Annotated in this window: 18 protein-coding genes; 8 read left to right on the top strand and 10 right to left on the bottom strand. The window is 52.0% G+C overall.

The features are described from left to right. Positions 1-157 precede the first annotated feature (157 nt). Both pdeH and AC791_RS04260 read left to right on the top strand, forming a co-directional pair. A complete protein-coding gene (gene pdeH / locus AC791_RS04265; protein WP_049839241.1) occupies positions 158-934 on the top strand; it encodes a cyclic-guanylate-specific phosphodiesterase in 777 nt (258 codons plus the stop codon). A 137-nt stretch (positions 935-1,071) separates the two neighbouring features. Further along, positions 1,072-3,132 carry an AsmA family protein gene (locus AC791_RS04260; protein ID WP_049839240.1) on the top strand — a complete coding sequence of 687 codons (2,061 nt, stop codon included), beginning with the start codon at positions 1,072-1,074 and terminating at the stop codon, positions 3,130-3,132. A 132-nt stretch (positions 3,133-3,264) separates the two neighbouring features. On the opposite strand, the gene AC791_RS04255 is transcribed toward AC791_RS04260, so the two are convergent. From AC791_RS04255 to AC791_RS04245, 3 genes are all read right to left on the bottom strand, one after another. Continuing rightward, positions 3,265-4,590: an MFS transporter gene (locus tag AC791_RS04255; protein ID WP_049839239.1), complete on the bottom strand. Its 1,326-nt coding sequence runs from the start codon at positions 4,588-4,590 to the stop codon at positions 3,265-3,267. Positions 4,591-4,862: 272 nt separating this feature from the next. After that, positions 4,863-5,960: an inner membrane protein YhjD gene (yhjD, locus tag AC791_RS04250; protein WP_049839238.1), complete on the bottom strand. Its 1,098-nt coding sequence runs from the start codon at positions 5,958-5,960 to the stop codon at positions 4,863-4,865. Positions 5,961-6,015: 55 nt separating this feature from the next. Continuing rightward, positions 6,016-6,915 carry a LysR family transcriptional regulator gene (locus AC791_RS04245; protein WP_049839237.1) on the bottom strand — a complete coding sequence of 300 codons (900 nt, stop codon included), beginning with the start codon at positions 6,913-6,915 and terminating at the stop codon, positions 6,016-6,018. A gap of 941 nt (positions 6,916-7,856) precedes the next feature. On the opposite strand from AC791_RS04245, the gene AC791_RS04240 reads away from it, so the two are divergent. Continuing rightward, entirely contained in the window at positions 7,857-8,471 is a 615-nt protein-coding gene (locus AC791_RS04240) for a response regulator transcription factor (protein ID WP_049839236.1), read from the top strand. Here the strand turns inward: AC791_RS04240 and AC791_RS04235 are convergent. Continuing rightward, positions 8,468-8,935 carry a lysozyme gene (locus AC791_RS04235; protein WP_049839235.1) on the bottom strand — a complete coding sequence of 156 codons (468 nt, stop codon included), beginning with the start codon at positions 8,933-8,935 and terminating at the stop codon, positions 8,468-8,470. The genes AC791_RS04240 and AC791_RS04235 overlap by 4 nt on opposite strands. A gap of 202 nt (positions 8,936-9,137) precedes the next feature. Between AC791_RS04235 and AC791_RS04230 the strand changes: the two genes are divergently transcribed. Continuing rightward, complete coding sequence (locus tag AC791_RS04230) at positions 9,138-10,727, top strand: STY4199 family HEPN domain-containing protein (RefSeq protein WP_049839234.1); 1,590 nt, start codon at positions 9,138-9,140, stop codon at positions 10,725-10,727. On the opposite strand, the gene AC791_RS04225 is transcribed toward AC791_RS04230, so the two are convergent. The 4 genes from AC791_RS04225 to AC791_RS04210 form a co-directional block, all read right to left on the bottom strand. Beyond that, positions 10,724-12,379, bottom strand: a complete 1,656-nt coding sequence (locus AC791_RS04225) for an alpha,alpha-trehalase (protein ID WP_049839484.1) — start codon at positions 12,377-12,379, stop codon at positions 10,724-10,726. The two genes, AC791_RS04230 and AC791_RS04225, sit on opposite strands and share 4 nt — an antisense overlap. 409 nt (positions 12,380-12,788) lie before the next feature. Next, positions 12,789-14,138, bottom strand: a complete 1,350-nt coding sequence (gene gorA, locus AC791_RS04220) for a glutathione-disulfide reductase (protein ID WP_049839233.1) — start codon at positions 14,136-14,138, stop codon at positions 12,789-12,791. Positions 14,139-14,239: 101 nt separating this feature from the next. After that, a complete protein-coding gene (locus tag AC791_RS04215) occupies positions 14,240-15,082 on the bottom strand; it encodes a 23S rRNA (adenine(2030)-N(6))-methyltransferase RlmJ (RefSeq protein ID WP_049839232.1) in 843 nt (280 codons plus the stop codon). 98 nt (positions 15,083-15,180) lie between these two features. Beyond that, entirely contained in the window at positions 15,181-15,627 is a 447-nt protein-coding gene (locus AC791_RS04210) for a hypothetical protein (protein WP_049839231.1), read from the bottom strand. 154 nt (positions 15,628-15,781) lie between these two features. Between AC791_RS04210 and prlC the strand changes: the two genes are divergently transcribed. Both prlC and rsmJ read left to right on the top strand, forming a co-directional pair. Next, positions 15,782-17,824 (top strand): oligopeptidase A, encoded by a 2,043-nt coding sequence (gene prlC / locus AC791_RS04205; RefSeq protein ID WP_049839230.1) that lies wholly within the window; start codon positions 15,782-15,784, stop codon positions 17,822-17,824. A 7-nt stretch (positions 17,825-17,831) separates the two neighbouring features. Then, entirely contained in the window at positions 17,832-18,581 is a 750-nt protein-coding gene (gene rsmJ, locus AC791_RS04200; RefSeq protein ID WP_049839229.1) for a 16S rRNA (guanine(1516)-N(2))-methyltransferase RsmJ, read from the top strand. A gap of 56 nt (positions 18,582-18,637) precedes the next feature. Here the strand turns inward: rsmJ and uspA are convergent, their stop codons facing one another. After that, entirely contained in the window at positions 18,638-19,075 is a 438-nt protein-coding gene (uspA, locus tag AC791_RS04195; protein ID WP_049839228.1) for a universal stress protein UspA, read from the bottom strand. 400 nt (positions 19,076-19,475) lie between these two features. Between uspA and uspB the strand changes: the two genes are divergently transcribed. Continuing rightward, positions 19,476-19,811 (top strand): universal stress protein UspB, encoded by a 336-nt coding sequence (gene uspB, locus AC791_RS04190; RefSeq protein ID WP_049839227.1) that lies wholly within the window; start codon positions 19,476-19,478, stop codon positions 19,809-19,811. Positions 19,812-19,865: 54 nt separating this feature from the next. On the opposite strand, the gene pitA is transcribed toward uspB, so the two are convergent. Beyond that, positions 19,866-21,362 carry an inorganic phosphate transporter PitA gene (gene pitA / locus AC791_RS04185; protein ID WP_049839226.1) on the bottom strand — a complete coding sequence of 499 codons (1,497 nt, stop codon included), beginning with the start codon at positions 21,360-21,362 and terminating at the stop codon, positions 19,866-19,868. A 230-nt stretch (positions 21,363-21,592) separates the two neighbouring features. Between pitA and AC791_RS04180 the strand changes: the two genes are divergently transcribed. After that, entirely contained in the window at positions 21,593-22,807 is a 1,215-nt protein-coding gene (locus tag AC791_RS04180; protein WP_049839225.1) for an NAD(P)/FAD-dependent oxidoreductase, read from the top strand. The last annotated feature ends 30 nt before the right edge of the window (positions 22,808-22,837 follow it).

Genomic DNA, 22,837 nt, shown 5'->3' with positions numbered 1-22,837 from the left:
ACGTTCCATTAATTTTTTGAGCTGGCGCGCGTTATGTGTCGATTTTGTCTTACAGATTTTCATTTTGCCCTTCGTTGAACATAAAGTTCTCAACGTCTGCGCCGATAACTCTTTGACGAGTTCCGACAGATCATCCCCTTTGTACAGGACATCTGAGATGAAGTTAAAGCAGGTTATCCAGCAGCTGAATATGCCTGAGGCAGAGATTGAAAGCCTTCAGGAGCGACGCTATTGGCTACAGTGTCAGCTTGCCTGGACCTATCAGCCGATCTACAGAACGGATGGTCGCCTGATGGCGATCGAAGTTCTGACGATGGTGACCCATCCTGATAATCCTGGGCAGCGTATTCCTCCCGATCGTTATTTTGCCGAAGTTGCGGTACGTCAGCGGATGGATGTTGTGAGGGATCAACTTGCTGCGCTCAAGCAAAGAGAGGCATTTTTTGAGCAAAATCAGGTGCTGGCATCGGTAAACGTTGATGGCCCAACGCTACTGGCGATACGTCAGGACAAAGCGTTGATGGCAACGATCAACAGTCTGCCGTGGTTACGGCTGGAGCTGGTTGAGCATGTGCGGCTACCGGTTGATTCATCTTTTGCCTCATTTTGCGAATTTGGCCCGCTGTGGCTGGACGATTTTGGCACCGGCATGGCGAATTTCTCCGCGCTTAGCGAAGTACGTTACGACTACATTAAAGTCGCACGCGATCTGTTTATCATGCTGCGTACCACGCCGGAGGGGCGCAATTTGTTCACTCTGCTGCTCGAGTTGATGAATCGCTACTGTCAGGGCGTCATTGTAGAAGGCGTCGAGACGCTGGAAGAGTGGCTTGATGTTCAGCAGTCTCCGGCCTTTGCCGCACAGGGCTATTTCCTTGCAAGGCCGGTACCGATGGCCACGCTTGACGATGTCGTAATACAGTTTGCGCCGTAGTATGGGATCAAGAAAGATCTGCCTTAAAAATCCGTTTTTGCGGGTTACTCTTTCATAAATAAGGGATCTACCGCTCCCTTTTCTGTCAGCCTCAACTATCTTTAGGACAGTAGAGTAATCAGAAAGCGGAGTAGGGCATGTCTAAAACAAGTAAAATACTTGCCATTATCTTTGGGACGCTGGTGCTGCTCATCGTCGTCGCCATCATTATTATTGCGACCTTTGACTGGAATCGCCTGAAGCCGACCATTAACGAGAAAGTCTCTACCGAGCTTAATCGTCCGTTCGCTATTCGTGGTGATTTGGGCGTGGTGTGGGAACGGCAAAAGCAGGAAACGGGCTGGCGAAGCTGGGTTCCGTGGCCGCATGTCCATGCGGAAGATATTATCCTCGGCAACCCGCCGGATATCCCGGAAGTCACTATGGTGCATCTGCCGCGCGTAGAAGCCACGCTGGCTCCGCTGGCGCTTCTCAGTAAAACCGTTTATTTACCGTGGATCAAACTGGTGCGGCCTGACGCTCGTCTGATCCGTCTTTCCGAGAAGAACGATAACTGGACGTTCGATCTCGCCGCCGATGACAAAGAAAAAGAGAACGCCCAGCCATCAGCCTGGTCATTCCGTCTCGACAATATTCTTTTTGACCGCGGGCGCGTGGCGATTGACGATAAAGTCAGCCGTGCTGATATCGAAATTCTGATTGATCCGTTAGGTAAACCACTGCCTTTTAGTGAAGTGACCGGCAGTAAAGGTAAGGATGATAACGGGAAGGTTGGCGATTATGTTTTCGGCCTGAAGGCAAAAGGGCGTTATAACGATCAGCCCCTGACCGGTACCGGAAAAATCGGCGGAATGCTGGCATTGCGCAGTGAAGGCACGCCGTTCCCGGTACAGGCCGATTTCCGTTCGGGCAATACTCGCGTGGCCCTGGACGGTACGGTTAACGATCCGATGAATATGGGCGGCGTCGATCTGCGTCTTAAGTTCTCCGGCGATTCACTGGGCGAACTGTATGATTTAACCGGCGTGTTATTGCCGGATACGCCGCCGTTTGAAACCGACGGCCGGCTGGTTGCTAAAATCGACAGCGAGAAATCCTCGGTCTTCAATTACCGTAACTTTAACGGGCGTATCGGCGACAGCGATATTCATGGCTCGCTAACCTATACCACCGGTAAGCCGCGGCCTAAGCTGGAAGGCGATCTCGAATCACGCCAGCTACGTCTGGCAGACCTCGGGCCGCTGATTGGCGTTGATTCGGGCAAAGGGGCTGAGAAGTCGAAGAAATCCGAGCAGAAGAAAGGAGAGAAAAGCGTACAGCCTGCGGATAAAGTCCTGCCTTATGACCGTTTTGAGACGGACAAGTGGGACGTAATGGACGCGGATGTTCGCTTCAAAGGTCGCCGTATTGAACATGGCAGCAGCCTGCCGATCAGTAATCTGACGACGCATCTGACGCTGAAAAATGCCGATTTGCGTTTACAACCGCTGAAGTTTGGCATGGCGGGCGGGACCATCTCTTCCAATATTCATCTCGAAGGTGATAAAAAACCGATGCGCGGCGTGGCCGATATTCAGGCTCGCCGTCTGAAGCTCAAAGAGCTGATGCCTGATTCAGAAATGATGCAAAAAACGCTGGGTGAAATGAACGGCGATGCGGAGTTCCGCGGCACCGGTAATTCGGTTGCGGCACTGCTGGGCAACAGTAACGGTAATCTCAAATTGCTGATGAACGACGGGCTAATCAGTCGTAATCTGATGGAGATTGTCGGGCTTAACGTAGGTAACTTTGTGGTCGGGCAACTGTTTGGCGATGAAGAAGTGCGGGTGAACTGCGCGGCAGCTAATCTGGACATTAAGAACGGCGTAGCGCGGCCACAAATCTTCGCCTTCGATACCGAGAATGCGCTGATTAACGTTACCGGCACCGCCAGTTTCGCCTCCGAGCAGCTGGATTTGACGATTGACCCGGAGAGTAAAGGCATCCGCATTGTTACGCTGCGCTCGCCGCTGTACGTGCGTGGAACCTTTAAAAATCCGCAGGCAGGTGTGAAAGCGGGTCCGCTGATTGCACGTGGTGCGGTCGCTGCTGCGCTGGCCACTCTGGTCGCCCCGGCGGCAGCGCTGGTGGCATTAATTTCGCCGTCCGAAGGTGATGAAAATCAGTGCCGGAATATCCTGGCGCAAATGAAAAAGTAAGTCCGTATGAGAAAAGCCCGGTGACGCTGCGCGTACCGGGCTTTTTTTTGGGTTGTTATTCAATTGTGGATGTACAGACTGGACGCTCAACGGTAGGCCGGGGCAAGCGCAGCGCCGTCCGGCCTCATAACATCACAGCAATTGATTGCGGGTTTCGTGGGTCAACAGCAGAGCAATCAAGGTCAGAGCGGCCATGGCAGCCAGATAAATCCCGACATAGACCAGACCATAATTCGCCTGTAGCCAGGTTGCAATGTATGGTGCCACCGATGCGCCCAGGATCGACGAAACGTTATACGAGAAAGATGCGCCGGTATAACGTACCTCGGTCGGGAATAATTCTGGCAGCAGCGCGCCCATCGGGCCAAAGGTCAGCCCCATCAGACTCAGGCCAATCAATAAATAGGCCATCACCAGCATCGGTTCACCTGAGCCAAGCAGCGGCGGGAAGACGAACAGCGCGAACAGAATAATCAGCGAGGTAATGACAATCATGCTGGCGCGGCGACCAAAACGGTCTGCCAGCAGGCCCGCAATCGGCACCATCACGCCAAAGCCAATTACCGCCATCATCAACATCCACAGCACGTCATTGCGCGGCAGACCCAGCCCTTGCGGTGCTGCTGCGGTGCTGAAGGTCATTGAATAAACGGTCATGATGTAAAACAGCGTATAGGTCGCCAGCATGATAAAGGTGCCCAGGACGGTGACCCGCAGATGTTTAGTCAGCAGTGTTCCCATCGGGATTTTCACCTGCTTCTTCGCCGCGGCAACCTTAGCAAATACTGGCGTTTCATGAAGTGATACGCGCACGTACAGGCCGATAAGCACCAGTACTGCCGAGAAGATAAACGGAATACGCCAGCCCCAGCTCATGAACTGCTCATCGGTTAGCAGCCAGGAGAGCAGCAGGAACGTGCCGTTAGCGAAGAAGAAACCAATCGGCGCACCGAGTTGCGGAAAGGAGCCATACAGCGCACGTTTGCGCGGCGGGGCATTTTCAGTCGCCAGAAGCGCCGCACCTCCCCATTCACCGCCCAGGCCAAGACCCTGGCCAAAACGCGCCAGCGCCAGCAGCAGCGGTGCCAGGATGCCGATGGTTTCATAGGTCGGTAACAGGCCGATGGCAACCGTTGAGATCCCCATCGTCAGCAATGAAGCAACCAGCGTGACTTTACGGCCCACGCGATCGCCAAAGTGGCCAAATACCGCTGAACCGATAGGACGGGCAATAAAGGCAATAGCAAAGGTTGCCAGCGACTGTAGCGTCGCCGCCGTCGGATCGCCCTGCGGGAAAAAGATATGCGGAAATACAATGACCGCAGCGGTGGCGTAAATATAGAAGTCGAAAAACTCAATGGCAGTACCAATGAGAGAGGCAACGACGACCTTATTACGGGAGTTGACCGGTGCGATATCTGCGGCGGTGTCGAGCGTAGTTGTGGCGGTTGCTGGCATAATTATTTCTTATTTTATGGCGAACGAACGGCCATATTACGCACAGCAAAAGCGACATTTCAATGTGCAGACGTCGCGCAGAAAGGTCAAAAAAAAGGCAAAAAGAGAATAATGTTTATCACTGTAAAAAATCGTCTATGAAATGCTTCACAGAATTTGAAACTTAGCATTTAAAACCAGTTTTTGGTTAAATAAAAGTTACAGGTTAGTTTTATCTACTGAAATGGCGCTGCGGGCTGAAGTTTTGCTTTTAATTCAGCCCGCCGCGGCTTTTATTTATGCGATTTTCCCGGCATGTGAGGGTCGTCTTTATACTCTGCTGTCGCGATCCACGCCGCGCAGAACAGGGTCAGACGGGCGAAGAAGTAGAAGAACGCCATGACGCCCAGCACGGAGCCAAATGCGGCACCTGACGGCGAGGAGGCCAGTGAAGGCAGGGTCCAGGTCATAATGATTTTAATAACCTCAAAGCCAATTGCTGCAATCAGGGTGCCGCGCATTAATGCTTTGCGACGCGGGCGGTGACGCGGCAGACGCCAGAAAATCCAGAAGAACAGCAGGTAGTTGGCAAAAATCGAGATTGCCAGGCCAATCAGCTGCCATACCGGTTTCAGCCAGTCGATGTAATCAAGATAGAGCCAGGAGATGATTTTTTCCTGCGCAGCCCCGGCAATAGAGGTAATCGACAGCGTGATCACCAGCGCAATCAGCAGACCAATCAGCGAAATAAAGTCGCGGAGGTATTTTACCCAGAATTTTTCATCTTCCTGCGTTTTACTCTCCCAGACATCACGCGACTGAGCACGGATGGCCTCGCGCAGGTTGCCCACCCAGTTTACCCCGGAATAGAGCGCTACCAGCAGGCCAACAATACCGACCGTCGTACGCTGCTGTACGGCGGTACTGATCGTACTTTTCAGGGTAGAGGCTGTCGTCGGGTCATTTACGCTATCAAGGATTTTATTGAAAATATCCTGTAAGAGCGTGGGATGAGAGGCGAGGATAAACCCGGCTGCGGCAAAACAGACCATCAGGATAGGGATCATTGATAAGAAAGAGAAATAAGTGATCGCGGCACCAAACTGATTGCCGAGTCGATCATTAAAACGTTCAGCCGCGCGGATAATATGTGCAACCATTGGGCGGCGCTGAATTTTCTCGGCCGTCTCCGTCACCGTCGCGATAACACCGCCGTCAGAGTCCTTCTTTTCCGGCGCGGATTTACCGCTCTCTGGGGTCTCTGCATTTTCCCCGGTCGCCTTATCCCCTGCTTCCGCCGTTGCCGCAGGTGAATCGTCAGTTATTACCCGCTTGATCGGCTGGTAATCCAGTTCTGGTACGGGGCGCTTTTCATCATTTTCCAGCGTCATTAGCGTACGATCCTTTTTTGTGAATATGTGACGTATAAGGCAATTATAGTCACGGTTAATCAACCCAGGATTTCATTACGTCGGTTAACCACTCCATAAACAGATAGATACGACGCGAAAGGTTGCGTCGTGGCGGATAAACCAGCGATACCGACAGCGGTTGTGCCCGGTATTGAGGCAGAATGTCTATTAGCTTTTTACTGCGCAAAGCATTCTTAACATCCGCCCTCGGCACCTGAATAATGCCCAGCCCCGCCAGACAGGCGGCGTGCCAGGTTTCGGTACTGTTAACCGTCAGAATGCCGCCCGCTTTCACCTGGCGTATGGTGTTATCGCTGAAAATGTCGAAGCCGCGTGGGCGTATAGCAGTATTTGCTGCGTAGTGCACTAACGCGTGATGGACCAAATCTTCTGGCGTCTCCGGATAGCCGAAACGCGCCAGATAATCCGGGCTGGCGCAGTTTATTAATGACAGTTTGCCGAGCGGGCGCACAATCAGGCCAGTGTCCTGTAAGGGTCCGATCCGCACTGCGCAGTCGAAGCCTTCGCGGATCACATCCACCAGACGCTCGCTGCTGCTGAGTTCAATTTCAATACCCGGATACTGTTGCACAAAGTCGGGAAGATGTGGGATAAGCAGGTTCTTTGCCATCGTCACCGGCATATCTATCCGCAGTATTCCGCTCAGGCTTCCCGTATCGCGCTGGAACAGGCTGTCCAGCTCTTCCAGATTGCTAAGCAGGTCTTTAGCCCGCTCGTAATACACCATGCCGTCCTGAGTGAGCTGAACGCGTCGGGTAGTGCGATGAAGTAACTGCGTGTTCAGATGCGTTTCCAGCGCCTGTATATGTCGCGAGACGCTTCCTTTCGGCAGGTTAAGCGCATCGGCGGCCCGGGAAAAACTTTCCCGCTCTGCTACCTGAATGAATAATTGCATTGCATAAATTTTATCCATTACAACTTCCCATTGTTGTATTTACTGGAACAGTAAAGCGTTAATGGCGCTGATTATTGATCTTGTAGCAGTGAATCAGGCTTCCCTCAATCACTGAATTTAGTAAAAGACAGAATAAGTGATAAAAAACACGTTATTATTGCCAACCATGGGGAAAAAAGAAGCTAATACTTGCTGTTACTGACGCCGTGTACGGGTAGAGGTTTTGCAGGTTGTATACGCGTGAGGGTGCAATAGTCTGCTGGAACGAGGCGGAAATGGCGGCGCTGACGGGCTGTACGGGTGAGAATACTAATGACCTCAATACAGTGTTAAACCACTGGCCCGGTATGACAATGGCAGGATACATCACAGCGCGTTCATTTAATGAACAGCTTCTATAGCGTTTAAACAAAACCGTTCTGGCGTATGACGTAAGTGCTCGCCAGGCGAGTAAGATTATACTCGTTCCCGAAACATTATCTGACAGGTGGTCTTTACCAACAGTGAGTTAGAGCAGTTTTTGAAGGCACAAAGAGTACTGCTGACAATATAATATAAATACTATAAGAGCCTGATTTTCTGCCAGTAAAATCTGGCTTAATTTTAATTAATGTTTAAAAGAATATTTTTTGATCTTTAATGCTAATTATTATTTGCTAACAAAATCTTTGAAAATTAGACTTCCCCTTTCATCGCCGGATCGCTAATATCCTCATGAATTAATATTATTTATATTTACTTTGCTTAACTGTTTAAGGAAATCCTGAGTAAAAGTTTGATGTAAATCACTAATTTGTAATAATTATGATATGCTGGTAATTATTCACTAATACTATCTTTCCCTTCTCTTCATTATCGGTAAAATGCCCCAGGCTAAGTAGCGAGTATTTATTTTCGCTTGCTAATAATACCCTTCCACCGTTCTTATGGGTCAATAGCTTTTCGATGGAGAAAGAGTAATGCAGATAATAATGTTTGACAGGCAGTCAATATTTATTCATGGGATGAAGATAAGTTTACAGCAGTTGATTCCGGACATAGATATCCAGGGACTCAGTCAGGCAGAAGATCTGTGGGGGCGTCTTGAAATGCACCCTGAGGCTATTCTTATCCTGGACGGCGATATGGATAGCGAGTTTTGCCAGTGGATACTTCAGGAGAAAACCGACCGTTTCCCACAATGCCGGGTATTACTGGTCGCCTCTGATTGTACAAAAGAGTGGTTACAGGATGCATTGCGCTATAACGTTCTGGCCGTTGTACAGCGTGATTCAAGCCCGGATAAGTTCTCAATCGCGATCAGTAGCGTAGCGATGGGCCTGATGTGTCTGCCGGGTGACTGGATGATATCACATGATGAAAGTACAAACGTGCAGGAGCTACAGCACCTCAGCAGCCGACAACGTGAAATACTCAAGTTGCTGGCTGCCGGTGATTCCAATAAACAAATTAGCCGTACGCTAAATATCAGTGCAGGTACGGTTAAAGCGCACCTTGAGTCTATTTATCGTCGCCTGGATGTTAAAAATCGTACTCAGGCCGCGATGATGTTCAACGAAACAAGCTGCCACTAAATCTGCTCTACTTCACCACCCTGAAGGAATAGAGCACATTCAGCCTGACGCTGAGACGTCAGGCTGGATATTGTCTTCCCATTCAGCACAATCGCGTTTTTCCATTCCGCTAACGCCTCATCAAATTCCTTCCTGTTAATATGCTTAACGATAGCTGACTGATAAAATGCTTCATTTCCACAGCTGAGTGCCAGAGAAACCATGGCATCGTATTGTGGCTGATTCAAACTAATTTCCATGCACTGCTGGAGCAGACACTGGCAACGTTGAATATCCAGTAGCAATAATGCTTCGGCTGTTTCCGGGGTTAACGGGCCTGCAAAATTTTCATAGCAGGCAATCATATGTCCGTAACCAATCACCCAGAGTCCACTTTCGTCCTGATACTGTTCCAGATTAAGCCCCTGATAGTGCTTTATCAGTTCAATCCCTGCCGGGCTAATGGTTAATGGTTGCTGCGCCATAATCAATTCCTCTCGTTTCCAGGAGAAGAAGTCTACGGTAAAGCATTTAGCAGAAATACTTGCCAGATGGCCCAGGGGAAATCCACGGATAAAAAATGAAATGCGCTTGAGCTGCATAGATCACTGTATTGAAACAGAATTTGTTATATATTTTAAAAAAATTATATAACGTGCTCTAACATTGCGCGGCGCGAGAGAAAGTATGGCTATCAGTGCTTCACATCAGGTCCGCGAGCAGTTTGAACGCTGCCTTGCGATCATTCGACAAGCGTCGCTTGAGATTTTACTGCTGCTTAACGTTAAAATTTCAGAAGGTAAGGACCCGCGTGGATTCCTCGAATTGCTGGATCAGGCGCGTCTGAGCCTTGGTGGCTGGGCGAACGTTGCACAGAAACTGAATCTGAATGATGCGCAAATGAGCCGCTTTACCCTGCACTTACGCCACCTTCAGCAGTGGGTGCCGCAGTACGAAAGTGGTCAGGATGTCAGTCATCATCAGCTTATTGTCGCGCTGCGGTTTGTCACGGAACTGGAATACCTGCGCCAGAAGCAGCCATTACTGACATTTTCCTCGCCGGAGGATAGCGCCATCGCCGCACAACCGCAGGCACGGGAGCAGTTACGCATTCTGGAATTAACGCTGAAGGCGCTGATTGGTCAGGCATGGCCGGACCCGGTTCGTCTCAATAATCAGTTAAAAATTCAGTTTGGTGCCGATAAAGTTCGCCACTGGTTGAAAGTGGGCGAGCGTAACGATGTTCTGAGTGGAATGCGCTTTAGTGAACTGGCCCTGATGGTGGTCGATAAAAAAGAGTTCGCCCGGCATTACGCCTCGATTTTCAACGATCCTTCCACACTTAACTTATTTGTTGAACCGCGCGCAACGCTACAGCATTTTCTCGAAGATTGTCGACAGATCCGCAATACGGTGATTGCTGAAAAGCCGCTAAGCCTCGCGCAGTGTGCACTGCTTGAGCGCTACAGCCAGCAAATTCTTGGCCCGATCCAGCAGGCGTTTGCGCATGGAAAGACGCGGGTTGACCCGGCAGCACTGATCACCCGCCAGCAAAGTGAACAAGAGGCATTCTGGGAGAACGCGCGTAAAAAAGACCGGCTCTCAGGAGGCGATAATACGGAAATAAGCGACAGTATCGAACGGCCTGAAACCCGCAGAAAACGCACGGCACAAGAGCGCGATCGTCTCATTTCGGTGATGTTATGGGGAATGGTGGGTATCACCATATTGTGCATGTGCGGCGGTGGATTGTGGATGATTAATCAAAGCCAGGCTACGGCTTCTGCAACTCGTGTGGCATCGCCTGCAAGCAGCGCTAAGGTGGAGCGCGAGCCGGCGTCGCCGCGTGAACAGCTCACCAGTATGGGTATCACCTGGGATACTAACAACCTGCGCTCGGCCATCGACCGTAATGACGCGCAGGTCACCCAGCTTTTTTTACGCGGCGGAATGAACTGGAAATTGTCGTGGACCGAGTCTGCACACGCTGCCGGAAATGACAAGGTACTGTCGCTGTTGCTCCGTTACCGTCTGCAAATGGATGAAAAAAGGCCATGTCGCCGTTTTATGACCACGCTCGGGTCCGCGATGTTGCAGGGAGAGGCCCTGACGTCGCTGCGCAAAGAGTATCTTCGTACCTTCTGCACCGCGCCGCCGGTTGTTGAGCGTCAACGCTACGATACCGGGCAGGCGGCGCTGCGGGCGAAGGCGCAGCCGGATCCACACACTAAAAAATGGCTGGCGATCCAGACTGCGATTTACGACGAAGTTCGCTAGCTGCGCGGCGGTTCACCATACAGGGCAATCAAACGGCGTACCACGCCGTTCGTCCAGCCAAAGCCGTCCTGGAGTGGATACTCACCGCCGCCACCTTCCTGTGGCGTACTGTCGGCAATATGGTATTTCTCCACCAGTTTATGATGCTGCTGATAAACGTGATTCACCGTTTTCAGCCAGCAGTGCGCGATTTCATCACCCAGCGCGTCATTACCGTAGAGCTTGAAGCCCTGGATTGCCATCCACTGTAAAGGTGCCCAGCCGTTAGGTTTATCCCACTGTTCACCGCTTTCGTGATCGCTGGCCATTATCCCGCCGGGCGTCAGCAGGCGCTTCCTGACCACTGCCGCCAGCCGATCGGCCTGCTCATGCGTAGCCATACCGGTATAAAGCGGGACGATACTGGCCGCGGAGAATCGCGCCAGCTGCTCACGTCGCCAGTCATAGTCGCGGAAACAGCCATCGTCGTTATCCCACAAGTAGTGCGTCACCGCAGCCCGACGATCGGCGGCTTTCTGCCGGAATTTTACTTCCGTTTCCCGGTCGCCTTTCACCCCGGAAATATTGGCGATAGCGCTCTCAAGCTTGAACAGAAACGCATTCAGGTCGATAGGGATAAACTGTGTCGTGCGAATACTGGCCAGACGATGGGTATCACGTAGCCAGCGCGACGAGTAGTCCCAGCCGGACGCTGCTCCGGCCCGCAGGTCACGATACACTTCGTTTGCCGGACGACTGGAGTGCTTCGCGGTTTCTACATCTTCCAGCCAGGATTCATCGCGAGGCGTGTCGCGATCGTCCCAGTAGCGGTTAAGCAGCGCACCGTTAGGCATTCGGACGACGTGGCGATAGGCCTGGTTAAGCATCAGCGATTCTGAACCATCCATCCAGAAATTGTATTCCATCAGCAGATGATCAAGATAACGGCGAGCGCCGCGTACGCCATCCTCTTCAAATAGCTCAACCATTAGTGCAAATACCGGCGGCTGAGAACGGCTCAGGTAGTACGTGCGGTTACCGTTAGGAATATGACCGTAAATTTCGATCATCCAGGCAAAGTTGTCCGCCATACATTTCAGCAGATCGCCACGGCCACTTTCTGCCAGCCCCAGCATGGTAAAATAGGAATCCCAGTAGTACGTCTCGCTAAAACGTCCGCCCGGCACCATATAGGCCTGCGGCAGGGCGAGCAGCGACGACCACGGGATATGATCCTGCGGTTCACGGGTCAGCGTAGGCCAGAGATTATCAATATGTTCTTTAAGGGAGTGATCTGGATTAGAGATATACTCCTTACTGTAATCTTCCGGTAGCCAGAAGTGCGCCTGGACAAACTCGCGCAGGTCAAAGCCCGGCCGACGTTTAACCCGACGATAGCGGATAAGAATATCCAGCGGATCGATTTTGGGTGCGCAGTCCGGAAACGTTTTGCTATCAGCAAAGATACGCGTTGACTGCACATGCTCAAATAATTCGAGATAGCGGTCAGCAGGAGTCAGGGCATCGGAGGCCGGTAGCCCCTCGATCATCTCCGGCTCCGGCTCGACTTCCATCATTTCATCCAGTTTTAATTCGCATGGATCGTTTTGATAATTGAGATCGTTATGGATCATCAATTCTTCCTCCATACTGCGCATTTTCTGGTTGAGCATAATGATAAAAACCTCCGGATAGCGTCGTCTTGATACACGGGTTTTGCCCGGTTTATCTATAAGCGTAGACATTTGCCGCGATCGTTGATCGGCAAAATGTGCGATAGATCACACTTCTGATTCAGGGTGTAAAGAGCGAAAAATAGTCAGGGCGCTGTTAAATAACAGGAAACAGGAGAAACCGTATTGTCTGAGCCTTTTCACTTTCAGAGTTTTTACGTTACGGCGGTTGGCCGGGTGAAAAGACAAGAAGCTATTATAACGTCTGCCATGCGAGGATGAAACCAGGGGCGGCTAAAGGGAGTGTAAAGTTGAGTTACTTTGCCATCGTGAAGGGGGCAATATGCGAGGGTTTACGCCAGAACCGGTGCGCGCCGTATATACCGACGCACACCGTATCACAGGCGTTTTAGCGCATGGTCACAAACTCTTCTGCCCCGGTCGGATGAATGGCAACGGTGTTATCAAAGTCTTTCTTCGTCGCGCCCATTTTTAACGCTACGGCAAAGCCCTGAAGCATTTCGTCCATCCCGTAACCGATGCCGTGAATGCCGACGATTTTCTCTTCCGGACCGACGCACACCAGTTTCATCCGGCACGGCTGACGGTGCGAGGTTACAGCCGTGTACATGGCGGTAAACGACGATTTATAGACTTTTACCGCATCGCCGTACTCTTCCCGCGCTTTTTCTTCGCTCAGGCCGACGGTGCCAATCGGAGGATGGCTAAAGACCACGGTCGGGACATTGTTGTAGTCGAGATGCTCATTGGGCTTATTGTTGAACAGGCGCTCGGAGAGACGACGGCCCGCGGCAACGGCAACAGGCGTCAGTTCAATCGCGCCGGTGACGTCACCGACCGCGTAGATACCTTCTACGCTGGTATTCTGATACTTATCGACCTCAATATAGCCTTTTTCAGTGGTGCGTACGCCGGTAACGGCCAGATTGAAATTGTCGGTCGCAGGCTCACGGCCCACCGCCCAAATCAGGCAGTCCACAGTCTGCGTGCGGCCATCTTCCAGCTCAAGCGTCAGGCTATCGTCGGCATTTTTTACCACCGCTTTCGGCACCGCATGAGTATGCAGCGACGGGCCTTCGGCATTCATGACCTCTACCAGAGTTTCGGACAGCAGAGTGTCAAAACTGCGCAGCGGCGCATGTTTACGCACGAACAGGTGCGCTTCGGCACCGAGGCCGTTAATTACGCCAGCCAGTTCAACTGCGATGTAACCTGCGCCCACCACCGCTACGCGCGCAGGCAGCGCAGGCAGCTCAAAGAAACCATCGGAATCAATTCCGTATTCCGCGCCCGGAATATCCGGATGTACCGGACGACCGCCGGTGGCGATCAGAAAGTGATCGGCGGTAATGGTTTCGCCATTCACTTCCAGCGTATTGGCATCGATAAAGCGGGCAAAACCTCTGATCACATCGACCTGATTTTTTTCCAGCACGTTGTCATAAGAGGAGTGAATACGATCGATGTACGCGGTGCGGCTGGCGATCAGTTTGTCCCAGTCAAAATGGTTGAGCGTGGTATCAAAGCCATAATCCGGGCCGTACAGGTGAATGGCCTCACGGATTTGTGCCGCGTGCCACATGACTTTCTTCGGAACACAGCCGACATTTACGCAGGTGCCGCCGAGTTCTTTCGCTTCAATCAGCGCGCATTTCTGGCCGTACATAGCGGCACGATTAATAGAGGCAATACCGCCGCTGCCGCCGCCAATAGCAACGTAATCATAATGTTTTGTCATGGCCGTTCCTTAAAAACTGAAGGGAGGGCGGATGTGCAGAGATATCCGCCGAATAACAGGATTGTAGCGTGTGATAGGGCAGCGTCCACCGATGGCTGTGATTACTCCGGTACTACCCAGTTAACGGTTGTACTGCCCGTCCCGGTAGGCACCAGTTTCTTGTGCAGCCACGGCAGAATATTTTTCATCTGCTGCTCCAGTTTCCACGGCGGATTAATAACGATCATGCCGGAAGCTGTCATGCCGTGACGATCGCTGTCCGGACGAACCGCCAGTTCGATTTGCAGGATCCGACGAATGCCGGTGGCTTCCAGTTCTTTGAGCATCCGTTTGACTTGCTGGCGCAGTACCACCGGGTACCACAATGCGTACGTTCCGGTGGCAAAACGTTTGTACGCTTCGTTAATTCCGGTGACTACCGCCTGGTAATCCGATTTAATTTCATACGGTGGGTCAATCAGGATCAGGCCACGGCGAGAGGCGGGCGGCAGTTTGGATTTTAACTGCTGATAGCCGTCGGCGCGCTCTACGCGGGCGCGGCTGTCTTTCTGAAATTCAGAACGCAGCAGCGGGAAATCGCTCGGATGCAGTTCAGTCATTTGCAGGCTGTCCTGCTCGCGCAGAAGCTGGCGGGCGATTAACGGCGAACCAGGATAATAGCGCAGCTGTTCAGTACGATTAAAATGCTTAACCACGTTGATATACGGTGCCAGCTCGGCAGGCAGATCGTCCTGCTGCCAGATACGCGCGATGCCTTCGAGGTATTCTCCGGTACGCTCTGCGTGCTCACCGCTCAGCTGATAGCGGCCCGCGCCGGCGTGCGTGTCCAGATAAAGAAAGGGTTTATCTTTCTCTTTCAGGGCTTCGATGATCAGGCTCTGAACAATATGTTTGAGGACGTCGGCATGGTTGCCTGCGTGAAAGCTGTGGCGATAACTGAGCATAAAAACACGAATTCCGGGAAGTGAATACAATTAGCGCTAGTCTACCGTAGATCCTCCCCGATTACCGCTTTCCCGCTTTTTATTCTGCTAACGCGCGATCAGAGGGTAAATAACGTCAGGGTGCCGACGCTGGCATTCGGATTGGCCTGTTTTACAGCGGTTAAAAATGCCGCAAAGCTACGATTAAATAACGTGTAGTTGTGCAGAAAGCGAACGTACTTTTGCTGGCCCTGAGTGGTCCAGCTTATTGACCAGACGGATCGATTATTAACCTTCGTCGATTCTCGCTTTACCACGGTAATATCCGCCAGCGGAATAGCGGTAGTCGTGTCATTCATGACCTCATAGAGGTTTTCGGTATCGAAATAGAACTGCGCTTTATAGCTGTGACTGCTGCCGAATGTGCGCAAGAAGAAGGAATCTGAGGAGATACGTTTGCGATCGCCAGGACCGTTGGGTATATCCGCCGGACGAATGCGCGAGAACGTTTTGGCCAACAGATAACATAGAACAATAAGGCCAATCAGCGGTAAAAATGCGGTCATCAGTAACCCCTGCCTCTTAGTGTGCAGGTTTTATTATAATGATATCCCCGGGGCACCCGCCATTGAAATTCTCTACACTTAACCCCATCCTAGATTTAACAGATAAGCGCCGGAACGTGCGCTTCATTTTACCCTATCCAACAGGACCGCGCTTATGACCAATCCTTTACTGACGCCTTTCGACCTCCCACCTTTTTCTGCCATCAAACCTGAACATGTTGTTCCTGCTGTTACTAAAGCACTGGACGACTGCCGGGCCTCGGTTGAGCGCGTTGTGGCGCAGGGTGCACCGTATACGTGGGCGAATTTGTGTCAGCCGCTGGCAGAGACGGACGACGTACTGGGGCGAATTTTCTCGCCGGTCAGCCACCTGAACTCGGTAAAAAACAGTCCGGAACTGCGTGAAGCTTACGAACAGACGCTGCCGCTGCTCTCTGAATACAGTACCTGGGTTGGGCAGCATGAAGGCCTGTATCAGGCGTATCGCGATCTGCGTGAAGGCGCGCATTATGCTTCGCTAACGGCACCGGAGAAAAAAGCGGTTGATAACGCGCTGCGCGATTTCGAGCTTTCCGGTATTGGTCTGCCGAAAGAGAAACAGCAGCGCTACGGTGAAATCGCCACGCGCAAATCCGAACTGGGCAATATTTACAGCAATAATGTGCTGGATGCGACGATGGGCTGGACGAAGCTTATCACCGACGAATCCGAGCTTGCCGGTATGCCGGAGAGCGCGCTGGCCGCAGCAAAAGCGCAGGCTGAAGCGAAAGAGCAGGAAGGATATCTGTTAACCCTGGACATCCCGAGCTATCTGCCGGTGCTGACTTATTGCGATAACCAGGCGCTGCGTGAGGAGATGTACCGCGCTTACGGGACCCGCGCGTCCGATCAGGGGCCGAATGCCGGTAAATGGGATAACGGTCCGATTATGGCCGAGATCCTCGCGCTGCGTCACGAACTGGCACAACTGCTGGGCTTTGAAAACTACGCGGATAAATCGCTGGCGACCAAAATGGCGGAAAACCCGCAGCAGGTGCTGGACTTCCTGACCGATCTGGCGAAACGCGCCCGTCCGCAGGGTGAGAAAGAGCTGGCCCAGCTGCGCGCCTTCGCCAAAACTGAATTTGGCGTAGAGGAATTACAGCCGTGGGATATCGCCTATTACAGCGAAAAACAAAAACAGCATCTGTACAGCATCAGCGATGAGCAACTGCGTCCTTACTTCCCGGAAGAAAAAGCGGTTAACGGTCTGTTTGAGGTAGTAAAACGCATTTACGGCATTACGGCAAAAGAGCGCAACGATATCGATGTCTGGCATCCTGATGTCCGTTTCTTTGAACTGTATGACGACAATAACGAACTGCGCGGCAGCTTCTATCTCGATCTTTACGCCCGTGAACACAAGCGCGGCGGCGCATGGATGGATGACTGCGTTGGTCAGATGCGTAAGGCTGACGGTTCGCTACAAAAACCGGTGGCTTACCTGACCTGCAACTTTAACCGCCCGGTAAGCGGCAAACCGGCGCTGTTTACCCATGATGAAGTGATCACCCTGTTCCACGAATTCGGCCACGGTCTGCATCACATGCTGACTCAAATCGAAACCGCAGGGGTGTCCGGCATCAGCGGCGTGCCGTGGGATGCGGTCGAACTGCCGAGCCAGTTTATGGAAAACTGGTGCTGGGAGCCGGAAGCGCTGGCCTTTATTTCCGGCCATTATGAAACCGGCGAGCCGCTGCCGAAGGAACTGCTGGATAAAATGCTGGCCGCAAAAAACTATCAGGCGGCGCTGTTTATCCTGCGTCAGCTGGAGTTTGGTCTGTTTGATTTCCGTCTGCATGCGGAATTTAGCCCTGAGCAGGGGGCGAAAATTCTTGAAACGCTGGCTGAAATCAAAAAACAGGTTGCCGTGGTACCGTCTCCGGCCTGGGGCCGTTTCCCGCACGCGTTCAGCCATATCTTCGCAGGCGGATACGCTGCCGGGTATTACAGCTATCTGTGGGCTGACGTGCTGGCGGCAGATGCCTACTCGCGCTTTGAAGAAGAGGGTATTTTTAACCGTGAAACCGGTCAGTCGTTCCTCGATAACATCCTGACCCGTGGCGGTTCTGAGGAGCCAATGGAACTGTTTAAACGCTTCCGTGGCCGTGAACCTCAGCTTGATGCCATGCTGGATCACTACGGCATCAAGGACTAATCGGTCGGTGAAAATTGGCTTAATCGATGAAACAGGCACCGGAGACGGTGCCTTATCGGTTCTTGCCGCCCGCTGGGGGCTGGAACCGGATGACGGTAATCTGATGGCGCTGGTATTAACACCTGATCGTCTGGAATTACGTAAGCGTGATGAACCAAAGCTTGGCGGCATTTTTGTTGATTTCGTCGGCGGCGCAATGGCGCACCGGCGCAAATTCGGCGGTGGTCGCGGTGAGGCGGTAGCAAAAGCGGTCGGTATTAAAAGTGGCTATCTACCGGATGTGGTCGATGCTACGGCGGGATTAGGCCGTGATGCGTTCGTACTGGCCTGTGTTGGTTGCCGGGTACGGATGCTGGAGCGTAACCCGGTCGTCGCGGCACTGCTGGACGATGGACTGGCACGCGGCTACGCCGATGCGGAAATCGGCGGCTGGCTGCAGGAACGCCTACAGCTCATCCACGCATCCAGCCTGACCGGGCTGGCCGACATTACGCCGCGTCCGCACGTGGTCTATCTCGATCCGATGTTTCCGCATAAACAGAAAAGCGCGCTGGTCAAAAAAGAGATGCGGGTATTTCAGTCGCTGGTGGGACCCGATCTGGATGCCGATGGTTTGCTGGAGCCCGCCTGTCAGCTGGCGACAAAACGGGTGGTCGTTAAACGGCCAGACTATGCGCCGCCGCTGGCCGGCATCGCGACGCAAAACGCGATTGTCACTAAAGGGCATCGATTTGATATCTACCCCGGAACGGCCTGAACGGGCATAAAAAAACTGCGCACCTGGCGCAGTTTTTTTATTCGCGAAGAAAAGTGTTATTGGTCTTCTTCGTCATGCAGCGGAACAATCAGCATATCCACATGTACGGTGTTGATCAGCTGGCGAGCAGAGGACATCAGCTTGCTCCAGAAATCCTGATGATGGCCGCAGACCACCAGGTCCATGTCATATTTTTTAATCGCATCGACCAGCACCTGACCCAGATCGCCGCTGCCGCTCAGAGTTTCCGTCACCGGATAACCGGCTCCCGTAGACAGTTCAGTCAGGGCGTGGTGCGTTTCTTCAGAGATACGTTTTTGCATGTCGCCGAGGTTAACGTCGATCAGGCCGGTGTACAGATCTGAGTAGTTAACATCAACATGAATGATTGAGATTTTCGCATTGTAAGGGCGCGCCATTGATACCGCCTTGTCGACCAGCAATTTGCTTTCCGGAGACAAGTCAACCGCGATAAGGATATGTTTATAAGCCATAGTGTTACTCCTTCCATAAGTTGTCGATGACCAGTTGGCCTGACAGCCTGTGCTGACCGACTGTCGCTTTTTCCGCATCCTGCGTACGACAAACGGTTTACGCGGGATGAAGCAGCCCTGCCTTAAAAGCCTGGTATAGCGGATACATCTACCTTATAGCGCCCCAGGTTCTTCGTCAATGTCACGTGTTCATCAATGAGTTGAACAAAATTTTCAGATAATTGCATTGATAATGATTAACCTTCTGGTAAAAAAATTAACTGATCTCCTACACTGTTTACTAAGCCGATCGGATAAAGAAATGTGATCGGTTTCTCACTCTTTAATGAATTCTTTTGTCCGTGTGTCGGGGAGCAGTTGCCCGCAGTGTATAGCGGTGGGTAATTGCCGGGGAGGCGGTATGATCAGCACCATCGCGCTTTTTTGGGCATTATGTGTTGTTTGTGTTGTTAATATGGCACGTTATTTTTCATCCCTGCGTGCGCTATTAGTGGTATTACGGGGCTGTGATCCTCTTCTTTATCAATACGTTGACGGAAGCGGCTTCTTTACGTCTCACGGCCAGCCCGGCAAGCAGGTGCGTCTGGTGTGGTATATCTACGCGCAGCGTTATCTGGATCATCATGACGATGAATTTATTCGCCGCTGTGAACGCGTACGCGGGCAGTTTATTTTAACCAGCTTTTTATGCGGGTTAGTGGTGGTAAGTCTGATCGCATTAATGATCTGGCACTAGGCAAAAAAAACGGGCCAGTTTCCTGACCCGCTTATCTCTTCTGACCCGCCTGCGTTAGATAATTTTCAGTGCAAGCCAGTACAGGCCACCTGACAGCAAGATCGAGGCGGGAAGTGTAAATATCCACGCCATTAAAATGCTGGTAACGGTTTTCCGTTGCAGGCCGCCGCCGTCCACAATCATGGTTCCCGCCACAGAGGAGGAGAGAACGTGAGTGGTTGAAACCGGCATACCGGTATAACTTGCAAGCCCGATAGAGACGGCTGCTGTCATCTGAGCGGCCATGCCCTGTGCGTAGGTCATGCCTTTCTTACCGATTTTTTCACCGATAGTGGTGGCAACACGACGCCAGCCGATCATGGTCCCAATGCCCAGCGCCAGCGCGACGGCCATGATGATCCAGATAGGGGCATACTCAATGGTACTGAGCATATCGCCTTTCAGCTTTTTAAGCAGACGCTGATCGTCAGCGCTGACTTCCGGCATCTTAGCGACTTTGTCCGTGGTATCGGCGATACAGAGCATGATACGGCGTAGCTGGCTGCGCTGTTCTACCGGCAGCTTGTCGTAGCTGTCTATATCAGCCAGCATGGTTCTGGCACGCGTCAGCGCGTTAATCGCCTGGCCTGGATGACAATGAAATTCTGCCGGATTGCTACCCGTTTGTTCTGGCGTCGGAATTGTCGGCTCTTTTGCAATCGCTTTTTGCAGGAAGTCCGGATGCTGCTGGAAATAGACTTCTACGTTATTGATCGCGTCTCGAGTACGAGTAATGTCATAGCCAGAAGCATTCATGTTTACCACGAAGCCCGCAGGCGCAACGCCAATCAGTACCAGCATAATCAGACCGATGCCTTTCTGACCGTCGTTTGCGCCGTGAGAAAAACTCACGCCAATAGCGGACAGGATCAGCGCAATACGCGTCCAGAACGGCGGTTTTTTCTTACCGTCTTTCTTTTCACGCTCTGCTGGCGTCAGGTGGATACGGGCGCGTTTTTTGGTGCCGCTCCAGTAGCGACGCAAAATAAACACCAGCCCGCCGGCGAAGATCAGGCCGACAATAGGAGAGACGATCAGCGAGCCAAAAATATTGATCACTTTTGGAATGTTGAGCGCATCGACTACTGACGTACCGCTCATCAATGCGTTGGTTAAACCAATGCCGATGATCGCGCCAATAAGGGTGTGGGAACTGGATGCTGGTAAACCGAAATACCAGGTACCGAGGTTCCAGATGATTGCCGCCAGCAGCATGGAGAAAACCATCGCCAGACCGTGAGCGGAACTGACATTCAGCAGCAAATCGGTCGGTAACATATGCACAATGGCATAGGCTACGCTCAATCCACCAAGGAGAACGCCAAGAAAGTTAAACACTGCAGCCATGATAACCGCGAGCTGTGAACGCATTGCACGGGTATAAATCACGGTTGCGACAGCATTTGCAGTGTCGTGGAAGCCGTTAATAGCTTCGTAAAACAGCACAAAAACCAGAGCAAGCAATAATAACAGGCCAGTATGGAAGTCGAGGCCAGCAAATAAATGTAGCATAGGACGTTACGCCATTTTGAGGACATGAACGCGGCGCATTATCAGTGACTTTAGCGGCGCGGGCAAAGTGAAATATCGCCTTTTTTTGATATTAGTCGTACTTAATTCAGCAGCGTCATCTATTTAAACTATATATTTCAACAAGATAGTTTATTTAAGCTATCTTTTTGCTGGTGCGACCACTGTGTAATCTTTACAATTTGTCCCCTGATTTTAGCGAGGAACGTATTGTGGAAAGGTTTGATGCCATTGTTATCGGCGCGGGTGCCGCAGGAATGTTTTGTGCGGCGACGGCAGGCCAGGCGGGATGCCGCGTACTGTTAGTCGATAACGGTAAAAAACCGGGCCGTAAGATCCTGATGTCTGGAGGCGGGCGCTGTAATTTTACCAATCTGTACGTGGAGCCGGCCGCCTATCTGAGTCAGAACCCGCATTTCTGCAAGTCGGCGCTGGCTCGCTATACCCAGTGGGATTTTATCGACCTGGTCGGGAAGCACGGCATTGCGTGGCATGAAAAAGCGCTGGGCCAGCTTTTTTGCGACGACTCAGCGCAACAGATCGTCGACATGCTGGTCAACGAGTGTGATAAAGGCCAGGTCACGCTACGGCTACGCAGCGAGGTTTTAAGCGTCGAGCGCAATGACGACGGCTATGTTGTGCAGCTTAATGGCGATACGGTTACGGCAAAAAAACTGGTGATCGCCAGCGGCGGCCTTTCAATGCCGGGGCTTGGGGCGTCACCTTTCGGCTATAAGATTGCTGAACAATTTGGTCTAAAGGTACTGCCCACGCGCGCAGGTCTGGTACCGTTTACGCTGCACAAACCGCTGCTGGAACCGTTACAAACGCTGTCTGGCGTTTCTGTTCCGTCAGTCATTACGGCCGAAGACGGCACGGTGTTTCGCGAAAGTGTGCTGTTTACCCATCGTGGACTGTCTGGCCCGGCAGTCCTGCAAATTTCCAGCTACTGGCAGGCGGGCGAGTTTGTCAGCATCAACTTGCTGCCGGATTGTTCTCTGGATACGTTCCTCAATGAACAACGCACCACACATCCTAATCAGAGCCTGAAAAACACGCTGGCGATGCAGCTTCCCAGGCGTCTGGTTGAATGTCTACAGCAGTTAGGCCACATACCCGACGTCACGCTGAAACAGCTTAACATCCGCGATCGGCAGACGCTGGTTGAGACGTTAACGGCCTGGCGCGTTCAGCCGAACGGCACGGAAGGCTACCGTACCGCAGAGGTAACCCTCGGCGGCGTCGATACCCGCGAATTGTCATCACGCACCATGGAGGCTCGCAACGCACCCGGCCTCTATTTTATCGGGGAAGTCGTTGATGTGACCGGCTGGCTCGGAGGCTATAACTTCCAGTGGGCATGGGCAAGCGCATGGGCGTGCGCGCAGGCATTATGCGGTGAACTGACAACAAAGCTTGTAGTTTGAGACAAATTGTTTGTATTTGAACATTGGATT

It is taken from the genome of Klebsiella sp. RIT-PI-d, assembly GCF_001187865.1.
Taxonomy (GTDB): domain Bacteria; phylum Pseudomonadota; class Gammaproteobacteria; order Enterobacterales; family Enterobacteriaceae; genus Superficieibacter.
Note: the sequence above shows the minus strand (reverse complement) of the source record. Positions and strands in the feature narration are given on the sequence as shown.

Coding starts and splice junctions, on each gene's coding strand:
- pdeH (WP_049839241.1), top strand. CDS start 158: ATGAAGTTAAAGCAGGTTATCCAGCAGCTGAATATGCCTGAGGCAGAG.
- AC791_RS04260 (WP_049839240.1), top strand. CDS start 1,072: ATGTCTAAAACAAGTAAAATACTTGCCATTATCTTTGGGACGCTGGTG.
- AC791_RS04255 (WP_049839239.1), bottom strand. CDS start 4,590: ATGCCAGCAACCGCCACAACTACGCTCGACACCGCCGCAGATATCGCA.
- yhjD (WP_049839238.1), bottom strand. CDS start 5,960: ATGACGCTGGAAAATGATGAAAAGCGCCCCGTACCAGAACTGGATTAC.
- AC791_RS04245 (WP_049839237.1), bottom strand. CDS start 6,915: ATGGATAAAATTTATGCAATGCAATTATTCATTCAGGTAGCAGAGCGG.
- AC791_RS04240 (WP_049839236.1), top strand. CDS start 7,857: ATGCAGATAATAATGTTTGACAGGCAGTCAATATTTATTCATGGGATG.
- AC791_RS04235 (WP_049839235.1), bottom strand. CDS start 8,935: ATGGCGCAGCAACCATTAACCATTAGCCCGGCAGGGATTGAACTGATA.
- AC791_RS04230 (WP_049839234.1), top strand. CDS start 9,138: ATGGCTATCAGTGCTTCACATCAGGTCCGCGAGCAGTTTGAACGCTGC.
- AC791_RS04225 (WP_049839484.1), bottom strand. CDS start 12,379: ATGCTCAACCAGAAAATGCGCAGTATGGAGGAAGAATTGATGATCCAT.
- gorA (WP_049839233.1), bottom strand. CDS start 14,138: ATGACAAAACATTATGATTACGTTGCTATTGGCGGCGGCAGCGGCGGT.
- AC791_RS04215 (WP_049839232.1), bottom strand. CDS start 15,082: ATGCTCAGTTATCGCCACAGCTTTCACGCAGGCAACCATGCCGACGTC.
- AC791_RS04210 (WP_049839231.1), bottom strand. CDS start 15,627: ATGACCGCATTTTTACCGCTGATTGGCCTTATTGTTCTATGTTATCTG.
- prlC (WP_049839230.1), top strand. CDS start 15,782: ATGACCAATCCTTTACTGACGCCTTTCGACCTCCCACCTTTTTCTGCC.
- uspA (WP_049839228.1), bottom strand. CDS start 19,075: ATGGCTTATAAACATATCCTTATCGCGGTTGACTTGTCTCCGGAAAGC.
- uspB (WP_049839227.1), top strand. CDS start 19,476: ATGATCAGCACCATCGCGCTTTTTTGGGCATTATGTGTTGTTTGTGTT.
- pitA (WP_049839226.1), bottom strand. CDS start 21,362: ATGCTACATTTATTTGCTGGCCTCGACTTCCATACTGGCCTGTTATTA.